The organism is Chromobacterium sinusclupearum, from assembly GCF_002902845.1.
In the GTDB taxonomy this organism is placed as follows: Bacteria; Pseudomonadota; Gammaproteobacteria; order Burkholderiales; family Chromobacteriaceae; genus Chromobacterium; species Chromobacterium sinusclupearum.
Genome location: NZ_PPTF01000030.1, coordinates 1 through 17,985, shown reverse-complemented (window position 1 = coordinate 17,985; position 17,985 = coordinate 1). Strand labels below are relative to the sequence as shown.

19 protein-coding genes and 2 pseudogenes are annotated in these 17,985 nt (G+C 63.5%); 7 read left to right on the top strand and 14 right to left on the bottom strand.

The genetic code is table 11. The annotated features are described in order from the left end of the window. Positions 1–17: 17 nt before the first annotated feature. From C2134_RS08770 to flgB, 3 genes are read right to left on the bottom strand one after another with little or no spacing between them, the layout of a single operon-like run. Positions 18–707, bottom strand: a complete 690-nt coding sequence (locus C2134_RS08770) for a flagellar hook capping FlgD N-terminal domain-containing protein (RefSeq protein ID WP_103319283.1) — start codon at positions 705–707, stop codon at positions 18–20. Then, entirely contained in the window at positions 704–1,108 is a 405-nt protein-coding gene (gene flgC / locus C2134_RS08765; RefSeq protein WP_043626392.1) for a flagellar basal body rod protein FlgC, read from the bottom strand. The genes C2134_RS08770 and flgC overlap by 4 nt, the downstream gene beginning before the upstream one ends. Before the next feature lie 3 nt (positions 1,109–1,111). Further along, entirely contained in the window at positions 1,112–1,468 is a 357-nt protein-coding gene (gene flgB / locus C2134_RS08760; RefSeq protein ID WP_043626395.1) for a flagellar basal body rod protein FlgB, read from the bottom strand. A 124-nt stretch (positions 1,469–1,592) separates the two neighbouring features. Between flgB and flgA the strand changes: the two genes are divergently transcribed. The 4 genes and pseudogenes from flgA to C2134_RS22220 form a co-directional block, all read left to right on the top strand. Continuing rightward, the gene (gene flgA, locus C2134_RS08755) at positions 1,593–2,282 is read left to right on the top strand and encodes a flagellar basal body P-ring formation chaperone FlgA (RefSeq protein WP_103319281.1); all 690 of its coding nucleotides are present in this window, start codon (positions 1,593–1,595) and stop codon (positions 2,280–2,282) included. Between the two features lie 373 nt (positions 2,283–2,655). Then, the gene (locus C2134_RS08750; RefSeq protein WP_233196396.1) at positions 2,656–5,244 is read left to right on the top strand and encodes a TonB-dependent receptor plug domain-containing protein; all 2,589 of its coding nucleotides are present in this window, start codon (positions 2,656–2,658) and stop codon (positions 5,242–5,244) included. A 184-nt stretch (positions 5,245–5,428) separates the two neighbouring features. Continuing rightward, positions 5,429–6,193: pseudogene (locus C2134_RS22225) on the top strand (PAS domain-containing protein); the annotation flags it as partial. A 216-nt stretch (positions 6,194–6,409) separates the two neighbouring features. Beyond that, positions 6,410–6,754 (top strand): annotated as a pseudogene (locus tag C2134_RS22220) (methyl-accepting chemotaxis protein); the annotation flags it as partial. A 55-nt stretch (positions 6,755–6,809) separates the two neighbouring features. On the opposite strand, the gene C2134_RS08740 reads toward C2134_RS22220, so the two are convergent. From C2134_RS08740 to C2134_RS08690, 11 genes are all read right to left on the bottom strand, one after another. Then, a complete protein-coding gene (locus C2134_RS08740; protein ID WP_103319278.1) occupies positions 6,810–8,006 on the bottom strand; it encodes a tryptophan--tRNA ligase in 1,197 nt (398 codons plus the stop codon). 75 nt (positions 8,007–8,081) lie between these two features. Beyond that, positions 8,082–8,720 carry a site-2 protease family protein gene (locus C2134_RS08735; protein ID WP_103319276.1) on the bottom strand — a complete coding sequence of 213 codons (639 nt, stop codon included), beginning with the start codon at positions 8,718–8,720 and terminating at the stop codon, positions 8,082–8,084. Between the two features lie 58 nt (positions 8,721–8,778). Beyond that, positions 8,779–9,420 (bottom strand): site-2 protease family protein, encoded by a 642-nt coding sequence (locus C2134_RS08730; protein ID WP_103319275.1) that lies wholly within the window; start codon positions 9,418–9,420, stop codon positions 8,779–8,781. Positions 9,421–9,440: 20 nt separating this feature from the next. Further along, positions 9,441–10,064, bottom strand: coding sequence for an L-threonylcarbamoyladenylate synthase (locus C2134_RS08725; RefSeq protein ID WP_103319273.1), 624 nt, complete (start codon positions 10,062–10,064; stop codon positions 9,441–9,443). Between the two features lie 4 nt (positions 10,065–10,068). Further along, on the bottom strand, positions 10,069–10,938 hold the full coding sequence (locus tag C2134_RS08720) for a 3',5'-nucleoside bisphosphate phosphatase (RefSeq protein WP_103319272.1): 870 nt from the start codon (positions 10,936–10,938) through the stop codon (positions 10,069–10,071). Continuing rightward, entirely contained in the window at positions 10,925–11,119 is a 195-nt protein-coding gene (locus tag C2134_RS08715) for an oxidoreductase-like domain-containing protein (RefSeq protein ID WP_103319270.1), read from the bottom strand. Before C2134_RS08715 ends, C2134_RS08720 begins: the two co-directional genes overlap by 14 nt. A gap of 1 nt (position 11,120) precedes the next feature. Beyond that, complete coding sequence (locus C2134_RS08710) at positions 11,121–11,336, bottom strand: RNA-binding S4 domain-containing protein (protein ID WP_103319268.1); 216 nt, start codon at positions 11,334–11,336, stop codon at positions 11,121–11,123. Between the two features lie 206 nt (positions 11,337–11,542). Further along, positions 11,543–12,094: an AAA family ATPase gene (locus tag C2134_RS08705; RefSeq protein ID WP_103319266.1), complete on the bottom strand. Its 552-nt coding sequence runs from the start codon at positions 12,092–12,094 to the stop codon at positions 11,543–11,545. A gap of 607 nt (positions 12,095–12,701) precedes the next feature. Continuing rightward, positions 12,702–13,697, bottom strand: coding sequence for an asparaginase (locus C2134_RS08700; protein ID WP_103319265.1), 996 nt, complete (start codon positions 13,695–13,697; stop codon positions 12,702–12,704). Between the two features lie 77 nt (positions 13,698–13,774). Beyond that, positions 13,775–14,278: a hypothetical protein gene (locus C2134_RS08695; RefSeq protein ID WP_103319263.1), complete on the bottom strand. Its 504-nt coding sequence runs from the start codon at positions 14,276–14,278 to the stop codon at positions 13,775–13,777. A gap of 37 nt (positions 14,279–14,315) precedes the next feature. Then, complete coding sequence (locus C2134_RS08690) at positions 14,316–14,834, bottom strand: hypothetical protein (RefSeq protein WP_103319261.1); 519 nt, start codon at positions 14,832–14,834, stop codon at positions 14,316–14,318. Positions 14,835–15,335: 501 nt separating this feature from the next. Here C2134_RS08690 and hcnA point away from each other — a divergent pair. From hcnA to hcnC, 3 genes are all read left to right on the top strand, one after another. Continuing rightward, positions 15,336–15,647, top strand: coding sequence for a cyanide-forming glycine dehydrogenase subunit HcnA (gene hcnA / locus C2134_RS08685; protein ID WP_103319258.1), 312 nt, complete (start codon positions 15,336–15,338; stop codon positions 15,645–15,647). Next, positions 15,644–17,050: an FAD/NAD(P)-dependent oxidoreductase gene (locus C2134_RS08680; RefSeq protein ID WP_103319256.1), complete on the top strand. Its 1,407-nt coding sequence runs from the start codon at positions 15,644–15,646 to the stop codon at positions 17,048–17,050. The genes hcnA and C2134_RS08680 overlap by 4 nt, the downstream gene beginning before the upstream one ends. Position 17,051: 1 nt before the next feature. After that, positions 17,052–17,985, top strand: a 934-nt coding sequence (hcnC, locus tag C2134_RS08675; RefSeq protein ID WP_103319254.1) for a cyanide-forming glycine dehydrogenase subunit HcnC, incomplete at its 3' end; no start/stop codon positions are given.

The following is a 17,985-nucleotide window of genomic DNA, read 5'->3' as shown; positions in this document are numbered from 1 at the left end:
ACTCTCCGAACGGAACTTTAAGCGGAAGCGCCGGGCAGACCCAGCAGGGCGGAAACGGAGGACGACGGGAACTCTCCCAAGCCGGCCAGCGACAATACCGGTTCGCCGCCGTTGACCGGCAGGCGCACGCCGTTGACGTTGGCCTTCAGTTCCAGCAAGCCGGCGCTGCCGGAAGCGGTGGCCAGCTCCAGCTGATAATCGCCGGCCGCCAGGCCATAATCGGCCAGCTTGATCTGGAAGTCGCTGGCGCCGGCGGCGCGCTTGCCCAGCTCGATGCGGGTGCGCTGGCCGGCGGCGTCGGTCAGGATCAAGGTATTGGCCTCCTCCGCGCCGGACAGGGTCAGCCGGCCGGACAAGGCGGTCTGGCCGTCGCTACGGAAGCGGTCGGTCTGCACCAGCACCGGCTTGCCCACCTGCGCGCCCAGCGCCAGGCCTTGCAGCTCGCGCAGCATGCCGCTCTGGCTTTGCAGCAGCTTGACCATGTCCTGAGTCGACTGCACTTGGTTCATCTGCGCCAGCTGGCTGACGAACTGCGACGGATCGGCCGGATCCAGCGGACTCTGGTTGCGGATCTGCGCCAACAGCAGGGTCATGAACATGTCTTGCGTATCGTTCTTCTTGCCGGCGGCCGGCGCCACTTTCGGCGCGGCGGACGAGGACTGGCCGCCCGAGGACAGTTGCGACGACTGCGTCTGATCCACGCTCATGCGTTGTCTCCCAGTTTCAGCAGGTCCTGCTGCATGGTTTTCACGCGCGCCAGCACTTCGACATTGGTCTGGAAGGCGCGGCTGGCGGACAGCATGTCGGTCATTTCCTCTACCGAGTTGACGTTGCTGTAGTAGACATTGCCGTCGGCGTCGGCCAGCGGATTGCCCGGCTCGTGCGCCTTGCGCACCGGCTCCGGGTTATGCACCACATCCAGCACCTGCACGCCGACGCCCTCGCCCATCATCTGGCTGGAGAACACCGGCTTGCGGCCGTGGTAGGCCGCCTGCTCGTTGCCGGCAGCGGCATCGGCGTTGGCCAGGTTGCTGGCCACCGTGTTCAGGCGCACCGTTTGCGCGGTCATCGCCGAGCCGGCAATGCGCGAGATATCGCGAAATGACATGGCTTATTGCCCCGCAATGACTTTGGCCAGCCCGTGCAGCTTCATATTGATGAAGGTGAGGCTGGTCTGGAATTCGGAAACGTTTTGGGAGAATTCAGCCTGCTCCACGCCCAGCTCGACGGTATTGCCGTCGCGGGACGGGTGATTGGGCAGCCGGTACAGCAGATCGCCGCCGTCATCCAGCGCCAATGGCGAGTCGGCGCCGGCCGATGCCAGCGCCGCCTTGAAATCGATATCGCGCGCCTGATAACCCGGGGTGTTCTCGTTGGCGATATTGGACGCCAGCACCCGGGTCCGCTCCGCCCGCAGCCGCAAGGCCTCGGGATGGATGCTCAGGGCCTTGTCCAGATGTAAGCCCATTGCCTTGACCCTATCAGTTCACTACCATGTTCAAGCTATTCGCTACAAATAGCCCTTTAATTGGAAAGCGATACTAATAAGTGAATCCAGCATCGTATACGCAACAATTACCAAGCAATTCCGAATGGCAAAATTCACGACTCAAGCCTTGACGCTGCTCGCCCTCGCCCTGCCTCAAATCAGCCTGGCCGCCGCAGGACCGAACGCCGCCATCCGCCAACAGGCGGAAGCCCGGATTAATCAGCGTCTGCAGGAAGCCGGCCTGGAAGCCAGCAGCACGCAGTTGCAATTGCTGCCGCCGCGCGACGTACCCGCCTGCCCCGCGCCCTGGCAAGTAGAGGCCGCCGATACGCGCGCCTTCAGCCGCATGCGCTTCACCCTGTCCTGCCCGGGCATGGGCTGGCGCGGCAATGTCATCGTCCGCGCCGCCGTATCCGCGCGCGTCGCCGTCGCCGCCCGCGACCTGCGTGCCGGCGAAACGCTGCAAGCTGAAGACATCGCCTGGGAAGAACGCCCGCTTGCCGACCCGGCCGACCTGTTCGGCCGCGCCGCGCCGCCGCAGGATATGCAAGTCCGCTCGGCGCTCAGCGCCGGCCAGCCGCTGCGACGCCGGCAATTGCAACCGCCGCAGCTGGTGAAACGCGGCGCCGGCCTGCGCATCGTGGCGCGGCAGGACGGCATCGAAGTGACAGTGGCCGGCGAGGCGCTGGCCAACGGCCGGCAGGGCGAGATCATCCCGGTGCGCAACCTCAGCAGCGGCAAGACCATCAAGGCCCGCGTCAGCGCAGACGGCGAGGTCAATCCGGTGGAGTGAGGCGCGCCGGAGCGCGGCGCAGCCCGCGCTGTTTGTTGTCAACAACACACGCAGGGCAGCCCCTTGCCCTGCGTGGGCGCCACTCCAAGCGGCTTGTACGCATCAGCCGTGCCTGCCTCAGGCGCATGCCACCGGCCAGCCTCATACCCTATCCCGCCCCCGTGATTAGCTAAGCGCAATCTTTCATTTCACACCCCCGATTCGCATTGATACATTTTGCATATCAGATTATGTATTTTGTATCCAAAGATGCCTTCCACTCCGCTGATTTTCCTCCTCGCATTCCGCTGTCGCGGCCTGCCCGGCTGATCGCAAGACTTGCCGGGCAGGCACACCCGCATACCGCAAACCGATAACAAAGAAAGCCTCATCCATGATGAAACACTCCCTGCTGCTGGCCGGGCTGGGCGCCGCTTTGCCTTTTTCCGCCTTCGCCGCCGATTCGTCCGCGCCCGACAACACCCTGGAACGCGTCACCATCACAGGCAGCAACATTCGCGCCAGCTCCAAAGCCAAGGCCAATCCGGTCCAGGTGATCACCGCCGCCGACATCGCCAAAAGCGGCAAAGCCGACCTGCCGGACGTGCTGCGATCGCTGGCGGTTAACAGCGGCAACAGCTTCAACGAACAAGTCACCGGCAGTTTCTCCGCCGGCACCGCCGGCGTTTCGCTGCGCGGCCTGGGCCAGCGCAATACCCTGGTGCTGGTCAACGGCAAGCGGGTTTCCAATTACGCCACCGCGCAGGAGCTGCAGGAAACCTTTGTGGACTTGAATGCGCTGCCGCTGAAAGCCGTCAAACGCATCGAGATTCTGAAGGACGGCGCCTCGGCCATTTACGGATCGGACGCCATCGCCGGCGTGGTCAACATCATCCTCTACCCGGACTACCAGGGCGCCGAAGCCGGCGTGGAGTTCAGCCGCGACAGCAGCACCGGCCAGAATCAGCAGAAGTTCAATCTGCTGGCCGGCAAGGGAGACCTGGAACAAGACGGCTACAACGTCTGGTTCGCTTTCGATTCGCAAAAGCGCGGCCGGCTGGACCAGACCGACGTGTCCTGGCTGAAGGACAACGATTTTCGCGGTTTGCCCGGCGGCGCGCTGAACCGGACTGTCACCAACTACTATGGATCGGACCCGACCAATCGCTTCCCCAAGGCCATAGGCCCGCTGCAGGATACTGACTACTCGACCCTGAACCCGGCAAAGAGCGGCCGCGTCTGGGCCTACAACCCGGCGCAGTACACCACGCTGATGCCGGCCATCGAGCGCTATCACGCCGCCCTGCACGGCAGCTACCGGCTGAACGCCGCCGCCGATGCCTATGCCGAATTCCTGTACGGCGCCAGCCACGCCAGCGCCATCTTCGCCGGTCCGCTGTCGCTCACCAGCTCGCTTCGCGCCTGGGACGCCGCCCATCAACAACTGGTGCCGATCAGCACCACCCTGCCGGTCGGCCATCCCGACAACCCGAACGCCGCGCCTACGCCGTTCAGCACGGTGCTGTTCGGACAGGGCGAGCGCGACAAGACCGACAGCACCTCGTTCCGCCGCCTGCTGGCCGGCGTCAAGGGCAGCGGCGACAAATGGGACTGGGACGTCTCCGGCCTGTATTCCGACAGCCGGCTGCGCGAATACGCCTACAACTTCGTCAACCGCTACGCCTATGAAGCCCTGCTGCAGAACGGCGGCTACAGCTTCACCGATCCCTCGAAAAACAGCGAGGCGGTCAAGGACAGCCTGCGCATCAACACCCTGCGCCCGGCTTACTACCGCGTGATGAGCCTGGACGCCACCGCCAGCACCGAGCTTGGCCGGCTGCCGGCGGGACCGATCGGCTTCGCCGCCGGCTACCAGCTGCGGCGCGAAGTCATGAACGCCGGCACCTCCTGGCAAGTGCTGAGCGGCACCGAGCTGCGTCCGGCGCTGGATCTGATCGACGGCTCGCGGCTGATCCAGGCGGCTTACTCGGAACTGAACGTTCCGCTGCTGAAGAACCTGTCGCTGAGCGCGGCCGCCCGCGCCGACCACTACAGCGACTTCGGCAACGCCTTCTCGCCCAAGCTGGGCCTGCGCTATCAGCCGCTGGAAAGCCTGACGCTGCGCGGCTCGGTGTCCAAAGGCTTCCGCGCGCCCTCGCTGCCGGAAATCACCCAGAGCACCGCCGTGAGCTACAGCAGCGCCCAGGACCCATTCGACCCGGTGACGCCGGGGCGTTCGGTATCGTTCACCCACCTGGTGGTGGCCAATCCGGCCATCCAGCCGGAGCGCTCGAACAACCTGAACCTGGGCTTTGTCTTCTCCCCCACCGCCAGCACCAGCATTGGCGTCGATTACTATCGCATCCGCCAGAAAGACGTCATCGGGCTGGAAGATCCCGAAACGCTGATTCGCAACCCGCAGGCCTACCCTGGCCAAGTGGTGCGCGACAGCCAGGGCCGCTTGCAATCGATCTCCCAGAAATTCATCAACCTCAGTTCGCAAAGCACCTCGGGCTTTGATCTGGAGCTGTCGCAAAGCTGGAAATTCGCGCCCGGCAAACTGACGCTGGCCGCCCAATGGACCCGGCTGCTGTCGTTCAGCAAGCCGCTGCAGCAAAACGGTCCGCAAGTGGAAGGCGCCGGCAGCAATGTCCACGGCGCGCTGCCGCGCTGGAAGGGCCAGACTTCTGCCAACTGGGAGGCCCGCGACTGGAGCGGCACGCTGACCTGGTTCCATACCAATGGCTATACCCAGGCCACCCGCGACGACGACAACGATCAGGCTTGGGTCAAGGGTTCAGACACCTTCAACTTCAGCGCCAGCTACAAGGGCTTCAAACGGCTGACGCTGACCGCCGCGGTGGAAAACCTGACCAACAAGCGCCCGCCTTGGGATGCCCATAGCGGCGTCTACTTCGACTCCAGCCAGTACGACCCTACCGGCCGCACGTTCATACTGGGCGCGCAATACAAGCTGGACTGACTCTCGCTTGCCCATCGGCCGTCCGTCCGTATCAGAAGCGCCCGCTGAAACCGGGCGCTTTTTCCATGGCATGGCCCATAATAACGATCAGTATTTCTACTAGTATTGACTATGCAGTCATGTCCAAATCCATCCTTCGCCGGGCACGGCGCGCAGGTTTGATGGTTTTCTCAAGGAACACGCCATGTCATTTTTCAACCGCGGCCTCTCCCGCGAACTCGACGCCGCCCGCTTGGAACTGGAGCAAGCCCGCAGCCGGCTCGCGGCCATCGATCGCTCGATGGCGGTGATCGAATTCTCTGTCGACGGCACCATCCGCCATGCCAACGAACACTTTCTGCGGGCGATGGGTTACCAGATGCAGGACATCGCCGGCCAGCACCACCGCATCTTTTGCACCCAGGCGTACGCGGCCAGTCCGGCTTATCGCGAGTTCTGGCAAAAGCTGGGTCATGGCGAATTTCAATCCGGCCGCATTCTGCGGCTGCGCAAGGATGGTTCGGAAGTTTGGCTGGAAGCCAATTACTCGCCGATTCGCGATCAATCCGGGCGGGTGACAGGCGTGATCAAAGTGGCGGTCGACATCACCGCCCAGGTCCGCGCGGAGCAGGACAGTCTGGCCTTGCGCCAGGCGATAGACCACTCGATGGCGCGCATCGAATTCGATCTGGACGGCAATATCCTCGACGCCAACGATAACTTTTTGAAGGTATTCGGCTATGGGCGCGGCGAGCTGATAGGCAAACACCACCGCATGCTGTGCGAGGCAACGTACGCCGCCAGCCCGGAATACGGGAAACTCTGGCAACAGCTCAGGCAGGGGCGCTTTATGGAGGGGCAGTTCCGCCGCCTGCGCAAGAACGGCGAGACGGTGTGGCTGCAGGCCACCTACAACCCGGTGCTGGACCCGGACGGTCGGCCGGTGCGGGTGGTGAAGTTCGCCAGCGATATCAGCGAGCAGATGCTGCGACTGCGGCAACAGGCGGAAAACGCGCAAAGCGCGGTAGAGGCCTCGCAGAACACCGAACAGCTGTCGATTCAAGGCTCATCGGTGCTGGAACAGGCCGCCAGCGAAATCAACCGGGTGGCCGGCAGCGTGGAAACCTCGTCCGGCATCCTGGCCAAGCTGGGCGACAGCTCCACGCAGATCGGCAGCATCGTGGACACCATCAGCGACATCGCCGATCAGACCAATCTCTTGGCGCTGAACGCGGCGATCGAGGCGGCGCGCGCCGGCGAGATGGGCCGCGGCTTCGCCGTGGTGGCGGATGAAGTGAGAAAATTGGCGGAACGCACCAGCCAGTCCACCGGGGAGATTTCCGGCATCGTCAAGAGCATTCAGGACGACTCCCGCTCGGCGATCGAGGCGATGCAACAGATGCAGACGCTGGCCGACAACAGCCTGCAGCTGGCCGACCAGGCGCGCGGCGCGATTCAGGAAATCCGCAGCGGCGCGCGCGATGTGGTGCAAGTCGTGCGCGAGGTGTCGGAGCTGCTGCAACAAAACTGAGCCGGGCGCCGTCCAGCGGACGGCGCAAACCGGCATCAAGACCAGAGCCGCCGGCTCAGTAGCCCAAGCCCATCGCCGCGCGCACCTCGCCCATGGTTTCACGCGCCACTTTCTCGGCGCGGGCATTGCCGTCGGCCAGGATTTCCGTGACCAGCTTGGGATTGGCCAGGTATTTCTCGGCGCGCTCGAACATCGGCTGCTGCTCGCGCACGACGGCGTCGATCACCGGCTGCTTGCAATCCAGACAGCCGATGCCGGCGCTGGTACAGCCCGCCTTGACCCATTCCTTGGTTGCGCCGTCGCTGTACACCTCATGCAGCTGCCACACCGGGCATTTGGATGGGGTGCCCGGATCGGTGCGCCGCACGCGCGCCGGATCGGTCGGCATGCCGCGGATTTTCTTGCTCACCGTTTCCGGCGCTTCGCGCATGGTGATGGTGTTGCCGTAAGACTTGGACATCTTCTGGCCATCCAGGCCCGGCATCTTGGAGGCGGCGGTCAGCTTGGCCTCGCACTCGGACAGGATGCTCTTGCCCTTGTTTTCCAGCCAGCCGAACAAGCGTTCGCGGTCGGCGTTGCCCAGGTTCTGGCTGGCGGCCAGGATGTCGCGCGCCTGCGCCAGGGCCTCCACCTCGCCGTCCTGCAGATAGCGGTTGCGCAGCTGCTCGAACAGCTTGCCGCTCTTGCCGATTTTCTTGACGGCGGCGCGGGCCAGCTCCTCGAAATTGGGCTCGCGGCCGAACATGTGGTTGAAGCGGCGCGCCACTTCGCGCGTCAGCTCGATGTGCGGCACCTGATCCTCGCCCACCGGCACCATGCCGGCCTTGTACACCAGGATGTCCGCCGCCTGCAGCAGCGGGTAGCCGAGGAAGCCGTAAGTGGTCAGGTCTTTGTGGCTCAGCTTCTCCAGCTGGTCCTTGTAGGTGGGCACCCGCTCCAGCCAGCCCAGGGGCGTCACCATGGACAAGGCCAGGTGCAGCTCCGCGTGCTGCGGCACTTTGGACTGCACGAAGATGGTGGCCTTTTCCGGATCGACGCCGGAAGCCAGCCAGTCGATCACCATTTCGTTGATCGACTTGCCGATGATGGAGACGTCGTCGAAATTGGTCGTCAGCGCGTGCCAGTCGGCCACCATGAAGAAGCATTCGTGATGATGCTGCAGTTCCACCCAGTTCTTGATCACGCCATGGTAGTGACCAAGGTGCAGGCTGCCGGTGGGGCGCATGCCGGAAAGGATGCGGTTGGCGGACATATTATTGTGCTCTCGATTGGCCGCGGGAAAGCAAAAGCCGCCTGCACCATCCGGCGGCCTGGCCCGCGCAGGGTTCTAGAAAAACAGTTGCAGCAGATGATACATCAACTGGTAAAACGGTTGCAGGATGGTGCCCAGCAAACCGGTGGCGATCAGCAGCAGCAGTATCCACATGCCGTAACGCTCGGTCTGGGAATACTTCCAGGCCGTGCCCGGCGGCAGCAGGCTCTCCACGATGCGGCCGCCGTCCAGCGGCAGGATGGGCAGCAGGTTCAGCAGCATCAGCGAGATATTGATGGCGATGCCGGCCTTGCTCATCAGCAGCAGCGGCTCGGTGTAGGCATTGTCGGTATGCAGCGCCAGCTTCAGCAGCAGCGTCCAGCCTATGGTCATGGCGAAATTGGCGGCCGGCCCGGCGGCGGCCACCCAGCGGCTGTGCTGGCGCGGCTTGCGCAGCGCGCCGAAGTTCACCGGCACCGGCTTGGCCCAGCCGAACACGAAACCGCCCATCCACAAGGTCAACAGCGGCAGCAGCACCGTGCCCACCGGGTCGATGTGTTTCAGCGGGTTCAGCGTCATCCGGCCCATCATATAAGCCGTGCTGTCGCCAAAACGGCGAGCCGCATACGCGTGCGCCGCCTCATGCATGGTGATCGCCAGCAGCACCGGCAAGGCATAAATGGCGACACGCTGCACCATCAGGTCGAGATCCATCCCCACTCCTTGTCTATCCGGCCGCGCGTGCGCGGCCTGTTCATTTGCTTAACGGCGCTCACAGCACCGCGCCGACAATCAGCAATACGATGGCCTGCACCAGCGGCAACAGCACCTTGCCCAGAATGCCGCTGAACATCAGCAATAGCAGTATCCAGAAGCTGTAGCGCTCCACCTTGGAGAACTGCCAGGCGGCGCGCGCCGGCAGCAAGGCCTGCACAATGATGCCGCCCGGCAGCGGCGGCAGCGGGATCAAAGTGAAGATCATCAGCGCCACATTGACCTTGATGCCGATCAGCGCCATCAGTTGCAGCGGCTCGCCGAAGTAGACCGACAGATGGTCGGCGGCCACCGCCACCCCGGCCCACAGCAACGCCATCACCAGATTGGCCAGCGGCGTCACTACCGCCACCTTGGCCAGCGCGCTGCGCGGCTTGCGCATGGCGCCGGGATTGAATTGCAGCGACTTGGGCCAGCCTATGATGAAGCCGCCCATGGCCACGCCGGCCAACGGCAACGCGATGGAGCCGATGGGGTCAATGTGGGCCAGCGGGCTGAAGGTTCGGCGGCCGGTCATGTAGGCGGTGCGGTCGCCCAGATAATCCGCCATGAAAGCCTGCGCGCCGGCCGGAATGGTGATGGCGAACAGGATGGGAAGAATGGACACCGCCAGTTGTTGAATCAGGGAAAGGGACTGCATGATTTCCTATTGCAATGGGGTTACAGACCAAACGGCGCCAGCGGACCCTTGCCCTGGCGCACCAGCTCCATGCCGTCGGTCATGTCGATCACGGTGGTCGGCTCGGTGCCGCACCAGCCGCCGTCTATCACCGCATCCACCGCATGCTCCAGCCGCTCGCGGATTTCGTACGGATCGGACAGCGGTTCGACGTCGCCGGGCAGCAGCAGCGTACAGGACAATATGGGTTCGCCCAGCTCTTCCAGCAAGGCCAGCGCCACTTTATGGTCCGGCACTCTCAGGCCTATGGTTGAACGCTTGGGGTGCAGCGTGCGGCGCGGCACCTCGCGCGTGGCCTGCAGAATGAAGGTATAGCTGCCCGGGGTGGTGGACTTCAGCACGCGGAACTGGCCGTTGTCCACCTTGGCGTAATTGGCCAGTTCGGACAGATCATGGCACACCAGCGTCATCATCCGCTGCTTGAGGTCCACGCCGCGAATCTCCAGGATGCGCTCCAGCGCCGCCTTGTCGCCCAGCATGCAGCCCAGCGCGTAACAGGAGTCGGTGGGATAGACGATCACGCCGCCTTCGCGCAGGATCTTCACCGCCTCGCGGATCAGCCTGGCCTGCGGATTATCGGGGTGAATCACAAAAAATTGCGCCATGTTCTTATCCTTGTCGTGTCGCCGCCGGACGCAAGACGCGCGCATCCAGCTCGCGCCAGATCGGCCGGCAGATAGGCGGCAGATCCTCGGTGTGGCCGACGTCGCGGCCGCCCTCGCCCGGCGCGTGGAAATCGCTGCCGCTGCTGGCGAACAACTCGTGCCGGTCCGCGTGCAGCGCGAATTTGTGCATATCGTCCAGGCTATGGCTGCCGCTGGCCACTTCTATGCCCTGCCCGCCTGCGGCCTTGAAGTCCAGGATCAGCCGTTCGATCAGGGTGCGGCCCATGTCGTAGCGGCCGGGATGGGCGATGGCCGCCATGCCGCCGGCGCCGACGATCCAGCCCACGGCGTCTTCCAGGCTGGCCCATTCGTGGGCCACGTAGCCCGGTTTGCCCGGCGTCAGATACTTGCGAAACACGGTGCGCACGTCCTTGACCGCGCCGCAATCCACCAGATGGCGGGCGAAGTGGGTGCGGCTGATCATTTCCGGATTGTCGCACCAGCGCATGGCGCCCTCGAGGCAACCGGCGATGCCGGCAGCGGCCAGCGAGTCCGCCATCTGCCGCGCCCGCTCCAGCCGACCGTCGCGTATGCTTTGCAGCCCGGCAGCCAGCGCGGCGTTTTCAGGATCGACCCCCAGCCCGACGATATGCACCGTGTGGCGGCCCCAGCTCACCGAAATCTCGACGCCGTTCAAAAAGCCTATGCCATGCCTGGCCGCGGCCGCGGCGGCCTCGGCCAAGCCGCCGGTGCAATCGTGGTCGGTCAACGCCAATAGCGCCGGCTGGCGCAAGGCGGCGCGGTCTATCACCTCGGTCGGCGTCAGCGCGCCGTCCGAGGTGCGGGAATGAAAATGCAGGTCAATGCCGACCATCGTATTCTCCTCCGGCCTGCGGGGCGGCCTGCCGCTGCTCCCAGGCCGCCAGCCGGGCGCGGTACTCGCGCAGCGCCTGCTGGTGAAGGTCCAGGATGCACGGCTCGCAGCCGCTGCCGCAGCACATGTCGTCGCTGACCTCGAACGGCGGCTCCGGCCTGATGTCAGCCGGGTCTGCCATGTCAGGCGGCCTCGACCACGATGGTGAAGCCATCGCCGCTGACTTGCTGACCGGCGCGGATCTTGCAGGTTTTGCGCAGCTCCACCTGCCCATCCACCCGCACATTGCCCTCGCCGATGAAATGCTTGGCGGCGCCGCCGGAATGGCAGACGTTGCAGGCCTTGAGCAGGTCGCACAGCGCGATGTATTCGCTGGCCAGCTTGAAGGTTTCTTTCATTTTTTCACACTCATTCTGGACAGGCTTGTGAGCGGCCTGTGGACAAGGCCGCCAAGCCCTTAATCTGTCTGATGTTTTTCTTGCCGCCCATTTTTTAGGCAGCCACGCCGGGCTATCCACGCTCGCGGCGAACAATCTTGTGGAGGCGCTGTGGACAAGCGCGGCAAGCCGCTGTTTTTGCTGCCCGTTTCGCCTCTGATTATTTTTTAAGCAGCCAGCAAAGCCAAGACCGCCTGCAGCGCCCGCGCCAGCCGCGGCTCGCGCGCGCCGCGCAATTCCACCGCTTGGATGCCCTGCCGCGCCAGTTCCTGCCTATGCAGCTCCAGCAGCCAGTCGCGCTGGGTGGGGTGGCTGCGCAATGGATCAGGCTGCCAGGGAATGTCCGGGCAGGCCAACAGCGTCAAGTCGTAATCGTGCGGCCGGTACAAGGCCAACAGCTGCGCCGAAGCCGCGCCGTGGGCCACCTCCGCCCAGATCTTGCAGGTCAGCACCGTAGTGTCGCACAGCAGGATGCGGCTGACCGCCGCCGCCGCGCCCTCCGCCGCCAGCTGGCCGGCGGCGATCGCCTCGATGTCGGCCGGTGTGGAGACGTAGGGCTTATCGGCGTAATAGGCCCGGGAATACTCCTCCACCCATGTCGCCGCCCACCCTTGCTCGCGCAAACGGCGCGCCAGATCTTCCGCCAATGTGCTCTTGCCGCTGGATTCCGGTCCGACTATCGCCACCCGGATCGGCTTGTCGCCATATTGTTGCCGCATTGCCCTCGCGTCCGCGCCAAGCCGCCGGCAGGACGCGCCGGCCATCGCTCGGCCAAGCCCACCATTATACCGCGACGGCAAAGGCTTTCCGCGTTTTTCACAATAGACGGGGACAGCGCTGTGGGCCGGCTGTGGAAAAGGCAGGCAACGCCTTGATGGAATAAGACATTTGCCCACCCGTCTATTTTTTAATCAAGCGGGAACTTTTCCCCCAGTTCAAGTGAGGCGTTGTGTGGACCCGCTGTGGATAGCTTGAGCAAGCCGATGAAATCCAAAGGAAAAACCTGGCCGCCTATTTTTTAGGCAAATTCGACTTCTCGCCCATCCAGAGAAATCCCCACCTACAGTACACAATCCTGTGCGCCGATTGTGGACAAACAGCGCAAGTGGCTGATTTTGCTTCACCCATGCCCGGATGACTATTTTTTAGGCAAACCGCAGTACGCGCGGCCACCTCGCCGCCTCCCCCTCAATAGGGCCGTTGCCCACATCTCCGGTGCAGAGAAATGTGGAAGCGCTGTGGACAAGCGCGGCAAGTCCTTGAATGCCAAGCATGAAAAAATGCTGCCTGTTTTTTAGGCAGCCTGGCTTCAACACCCGCCACGCCTTACAGGGTGATCTCGCCACGCAAGGAGCAAGCCAGCGCCTCGCGCAGCGCCGCGGCGGACGGCGCCGCCGACAACAGCACATGCAGCTTGGCCAGCGCCGCCTCCGGCGTCAGATCCGCTCCCGGCAGCGCGCCGGCTCGCGCCAGCGGCTGGCTGGCGGCATAAGCGCCCACCTCCACCGCGCCCTTCACCACCTGGGTCAAGGTCAACACCGGGCAACCGCGCGCCGCCATCGCCGCAATGCCGTCCAGCAGCGCGGGATCGGCGGGGGCATTGCCGCTGCCATAGCTCAACAGGATGGCGCCATCCAGCTCCCCGCTTTGCAAGGCGCGCCCGGCCCATGCGCTGCCATAGCCCGGGGTCAGCATCAACGCGGCCAGCTTCAGTTCTTCATTGACCCGTTGCGGCCGCCATCCGTCGTCCTGCTTGAGCCAGCGATCTCGCCGCCAATGAGCATGGATGGCGAACTCGGCCAGAGGCTCGGCATTAGGGCTGTTGAAGCCGTCAAATCGTTCGGCGTCCAGCTTGCGGGCGCGGCAGCCGCGCAGCAGCAGGCGGTTGAAAGCGATGGCGACTTCATGCAGATCAGCCTGGCAGGCTGCCTCGAAGGCGTCGGCCAGATTGGCCCAGCCGTCCGAGCGCGGATGAACCAGCGGCAACTGGGCGCCGGTCAGCACCACCGGCTTGGCCAAGCCCTGCAGGGCGAAGGCCAGCACGCTGGCGGTATAGGCCATGGTATCGGTGCCGTGGATCACAACGAAGCCGTCGTATTGCGCATAGCGCGAGACCAAGGCGTCGATGATCTCGTTCCATTGACGCGGGGTGATGGCGGAGGAGTCGATCAGCTGCGCGAATTCAACGATGTGGAATTCCAGCCCGGGACGTTCGAAACGCTGCAGCAGGCGCGGCAGCAGGCCCGGCACGGGAGCCAGGCCTTCGGGGGTGTGGTCCATGCCTATGGTACCACCGGTGTAGAGCACCAGGATTCGGCTCATTGCATACTCCATCTGGCTTAATCTTGCCTGATGGTAGCGCAAGCCCTATCCGGCGTCACACCGGCGGCAGGCGAGACTCAGCGCAATGCGTCGTTGATTGCCTGATCAATGGCGCGCTGGGCCTCATCAATATGATGGACGATGTCGCGCTGCAGCGAACGCAGATACGGATCGTCCTCGCGATGGGTCGCATCCTGGCGGGCCTTGGCCAGCAGCTCCTTGGCCTGGTGGAAGCGGTCTTCCGGCCGCCAGCGGGCATCCGGCGGCATGCGGTCGTAGATGTCCTTGCCGTCGTCGATGGCCGCGTCGCGCATCTTGCGCATCGCCTTGTTTATCTCATCGACAGCATGGCGCTCGTCATCCATGACTTGCGGGTAGTCCGGCCTGGCCAGCAGATCGCGCGCCTGACGCAAATCGCTCATCGCGTGCAGATAGTACGGGTGTTCCTCCGGATGCCATTGGTGCTGCTGCCAGTTCCACGGATCTCCCTCGCGCCAGCCATCGGCCAAGGCAGGGACGCTCAATATGGCGTTGCCGGCAGCGGCAAAAACCAGGACCGTCAGAATTCCACGCAGTTTCATGATTGTCTCCTCGAATTATTCTTAAACTTTCGCCGGCTTAGCGCAGGGCGTCGTTGATAGCCTGCTGCACGGCACGGTGCGCGCCGTCTATGTGGTGAAGGATGCGATGCTGCAGATCGCGCACCCACGGATCGTCTTCCTGATGGCTGGCGTCGCGGCGGGCGGCATCCAGCAGCTCCAGCGCCTTGTGGAAGCGGTCGGTTGGGCTCATGCGCGCGTCCGGCTGCTCATAGCGCCAGGGGTCTTTGCCGTCTTCAATCGCGGCGCGTTGCATCTCGTTCAGCGCGGCATCGATCTCGCCTACCGCGCGGCGCTCGTCATCGGCGATCTGCGGATAATCCGGCCGCGCCAGATAAGCCCGCGCCTGACGCAAATCGCTCATCGCATGCAGATAATACGGGTGCTCCGCTGGACGCCATTCGCGCGGCAGGTCCAGGCGCACCGACGCCGGCTGATACACCATCTGGGCGCGCGGCGGCGTCACCACGCACGCGCTGAGGCTGGCGGCCGCCAGCACCAAGGCCATCCATTTGACGCCCTGCTTCTTCCATTCCACCTTGCATCTCCTTGGGAATCTGTCTTCTCGATTTTTCCGGAGTCCGAACCACACTCCTGCTGATCACAGCATGACATCCGTCCCCTGTGCTTTCAGCACGCTTTAGGTTTCCGCATGTAAGCGTTTGTAGCCATCCCGCGCCGAGAGCATATTTGTTTTAAATAGAAATTTCTAAAAAAGGCTGTTGTATGAAGTTTTATTAATAATCCCGCCAAATTCACATAAACAGACCGTATGGAAAAAGTAACAGACAGTTTGGATAACTGTCATTTTCTGATGGATATGAATTCAAAATTTGATTTTTGTTAAATGAATAAAATTCAGACAATGATAAAAATTTATTCAAATTAAGTTAATTTCCACATGTCATAATTATTTGCATTCAATAAAAGCCCAGCCCATGGGCGAACGGCTAAAGCATGGCGGGAAAGGATGGGCGGGCCTCCCGGCGCATGCAGATACAAACACACCCGCCAAATCTTCCATTCAGCAAGGTGTTTCATGGCTCTAAACCGCAATCATGACATCCAGGCCCTGCAAGGCCAGACACTAACCATACACATCAACGAAGAAGCGGTTGCCGCCGCCCCTGGAGAAACCGTGCTCAGCGTGCTGAACGCGATCGGCCTGCGCCGGCTCAGCCGCAATGACAATCAACAGATCGCCGGCTCCTATTGCGGAATGGGCGTCTGCCATTGCTGCCAGGTACGCATAGACGGCCGCCACAAGCGGCGCGCCTGCCAGACCTTGGTACAGCCCGGAATGCGGGTAGAAACCGCCAGCAACCGCTTCGATACGGAGGGTCTGAAATGAGCGCCAAACCCGTGATCGTCGGCGGAGGACCGGCCGGCATGTCGGCCGCCATGACGCTGGCCCGCCACGGCGTGCCTAGCATGCTGTTGGACGAGGCTTCACGCCTGGGCGGCGTGGTCTACCGCGGCCCGCTGCGCCAGGGCGTAGTGCTGGACTATCTGGGCGAACGCTACCGCGACAACATGCAGGCGCTGCACCGCGAATTCGAGCAATTCCGCCCGCAGATCGACATCCGCCTGAACACGCGCATCGTCGGCGGCGATGCCAGCCAACTCTTCGCGCTCACGGAAGAAAACCTGGTACAACCCATTCCTTATTCGCAACTGCTGCTGGCCGCCGGCTGCCACGAACGCAGCGTGCCCTTCCCCGGCTGGACCCTGCCCGGCGTGATCATGCTGGGCGGCCTGCAATTGCAGATCAAGAGCGGCGTCGTCAAGCCGCTGGGACGCACCGTTCTGGTAGGCACCGGCCCGCTGCTGCCGCTGGTGGCTTGCCAACTGCATCGCGCCGGCGCGGAAGTCGCCGGCGTTTACGAGGCCAGCGCCTTCGGCCGGCTGGCTAAAGAAGCGCTGGCCCTGCTCAACCAGCCGCAGCTATTCCTGGATGGCTTGAGCATGGTGGCCTATCTGAAGCGTCACGGCATTCCGCTGCATTACGGCTGGGGTGTGGTGGAAGCGCATGGCGATGCCGAGCTGAACGAGGTGACGGTCGCGCCGTATGACGCCGACTGGCGCGCCGATCTGACCGGCGCGCGCCGCTTCCCCGCGCAAACGCTGGCGGTAGGCTACGGCTTCATTCCGCGTACCCAGCTGACCCAGCAGATGGACCTGGCGCACCATTACGCCGAGGATGGCTACCTGAAGCCCGTCAACGACGACTGGCAGCGCAGCAGTCGCGACAACATCCATCTGGCCGGCGACATCGGCGGCCTGCGGGGGGGAGAAGCGGCCATGCTTTCCGGCCGCATCGCCGCGCTATCCATGCTGCGCCAACTCGGCAAACTGGACGAGCAGCAAGCGCAAAGCCAGCGCCAGGCTTGCCTGAGCGAGCTGGCGTCCCTCCTGCGCTTCCGCAAGGGCATAGACAGCTTCACCCGGCGCGGCCTCGGCCAATTGGCGCTGCCCACCCCCGACACCGTGATCTGCCGCTGCGAGCATGCCACGCGCCAGGATATCGACACCGCGCTGGAACAGGGCGTCAACGACCTGATCAGCCTGAAGATGCGCACCCGGGTCAGCATGGGAGACTGCCAGGGCAAGATGTGCGTCGGGTATTGCAGCGACCGCCTGCGCGAGCACACGGGCAAGCACGATGTGGGCTGGATCCGTCCGCGCTTTCCGCTGGACCCGCTGCCGTTCTCCGCGTTCTCCGCAATCGACGCCCAACAGACAGAGAAGGTTTGACATGAGCAAGCAATACGACATCGTGATCGCCGGCGGCGGCGTGATCGGCGCCTCCTGCGCCTACCAGCTGTCCAAGAACCGCGACCTGAAGATCGCGCTGATCGACAGCAAGCGCCCCGGCAACGCTTCCCGCGCCTCCGCCGGCGGCCTGTGGGCGATAGGCGAATCGGTAGGCCTGGGCTGCGGCGTGATCTTCTTCCGCATGACCTCGGCCAAACACAAGCGGGAAGCCACAGGCGCGGCGATGGCGGTGGATGCCACCACGCCGCACATCCTGCCGCAGAGCTTCTTCGACTTCGCGCTGGCCTCTAACGCGCTCTATCCCATGCTGCATCAGGAACTGATGGCAAACCACGGCACGGACTTCAAGTTTGAGGAAACCGGGCTCAAGTACATCATTTACGACGAGGAAGACCAGCTCTACGCCGAGCACATCGCCGCCCAGATTCCCCATCTGTCCAGCCAAATGCGCTGGCTGGACCGCGCCCAGCTGCGCGAGCATGAGCCATACGTCAGCGAAGAGGCACAGGGCGCGCTGGAATTCCTGTGCGACCACCAGATCAATCCCTTCCGCCTGACCGACGCCTACACCGAAGCCGCGCGGCAGAACGGCGCGGACGTGTTTTTCAATGTCAACGTCACCGACGTCGTCCGCCAGGGCAGCCGCGTCACCGGCGTGCGCACCGCCGAAGCGGGAGACTTTTCCTGCCACACGCTGATCAATGCCGGCGGCTCCTGGGCCGCCGAACTGTCGCGCTGGGCCACTGGCCGCACCATCCCAGTCAAGCCGGTCAAGGGCCAGATCGTGCTGTCCGAAAAAATGCCCAAGCTGCTGCGCGGCTGCATCACCACCAGCGACTGCTACATCGCGCAGAAAGACAACGGCGAAATCCTGATCGGCAGCACCACGGAGGACAAGGGTTTCGACACCAGCA

Coding starts and splice junctions, on each gene's coding strand:
- C2134_RS08770 (WP_103319283.1), bottom strand. CDS start 707: ATGAGCGTGGATCAGACGCAGTCGTCGCAACTGTCCTCGGGCGGCCAG.
- C2134_RS08730 (WP_103319275.1), bottom strand. CDS start 9,420: ATGCAGTCCCTTTCCCTGATTCAACAACTGGCGGTGTCCATTCTTCCC.
- hcnA (WP_103319258.1), top strand. CDS start 15,336: ATGGCTCTAAACCGCAATCATGACATCCAGGCCCTGCAAGGCCAGACA.
- flgB (WP_043626395.1), bottom strand. CDS start 1,468: ATGGGCTTACATCTGGACAAGGCCCTGAGCATCCATCCCGAGGCCTTG.
- C2134_RS08715 (WP_103319270.1), bottom strand. CDS start 11,119: ATGGCAGACCCGGCTGACATCAGGCCGGAGCCGCCGTTCGAGGTCAGC.
- C2134_RS08710 (WP_103319268.1), bottom strand. CDS start 11,336: ATGAAAGAAACCTTCAAGCTGGCCAGCGAATACATCGCGCTGTGCGAC.
- C2134_RS08720 (WP_103319272.1), bottom strand. CDS start 10,938: ATGGTCGGCATTGACCTGCATTTTCATTCCCGCACCTCGGACGGCGCG.
- C2134_RS08750 (WP_233196396.1), top strand. CDS start 2,656: ATGATGAAACACTCCCTGCTGCTGGCCGGGCTGGGCGCCGCTTTGCCT.
- C2134_RS08740 (WP_103319278.1), bottom strand. CDS start 8,006: ATGTCCGCCAACCGCATCCTTTCCGGCATGCGCCCCACCGGCAGCCTG.
- C2134_RS08725 (WP_103319273.1), bottom strand. CDS start 10,064: ATGGCGCAATTTTTTGTGATTCACCCCGATAATCCGCAGGCCAGGCTG.
- C2134_RS08735 (WP_103319276.1), bottom strand. CDS start 8,720: ATGGATCTCGACCTGATGGTGCAGCGTGTCGCCATTTATGCCTTGCCG.
- C2134_RS08695 (WP_103319263.1), bottom strand. CDS start 14,278: ATGAAACTGCGTGGAATTCTGACGGTCCTGGTTTTTGCCGCTGCCGGC.
- C2134_RS08700 (WP_103319265.1), bottom strand. CDS start 13,697: ATGAGCCGAATCCTGGTGCTCTACACCGGTGGTACCATAGGCATGGAC.
- C2134_RS08705 (WP_103319266.1), bottom strand. CDS start 12,094: ATGCGGCAACAATATGGCGACAAGCCGATCCGGGTGGCGATAGTCGGA.
- flgA (WP_103319281.1), top strand. CDS start 1,593: ATGGCAAAATTCACGACTCAAGCCTTGACGCTGCTCGCCCTCGCCCTG.
- C2134_RS08680 (WP_103319256.1), top strand. CDS start 15,644: ATGAGCGCCAAACCCGTGATCGTCGGCGGAGGACCGGCCGGCATGTCG.
- flgC (WP_043626392.1), bottom strand. CDS start 1,108: ATGTCATTTCGCGATATCTCGCGCATTGCCGGCTCGGCGATGACCGCG.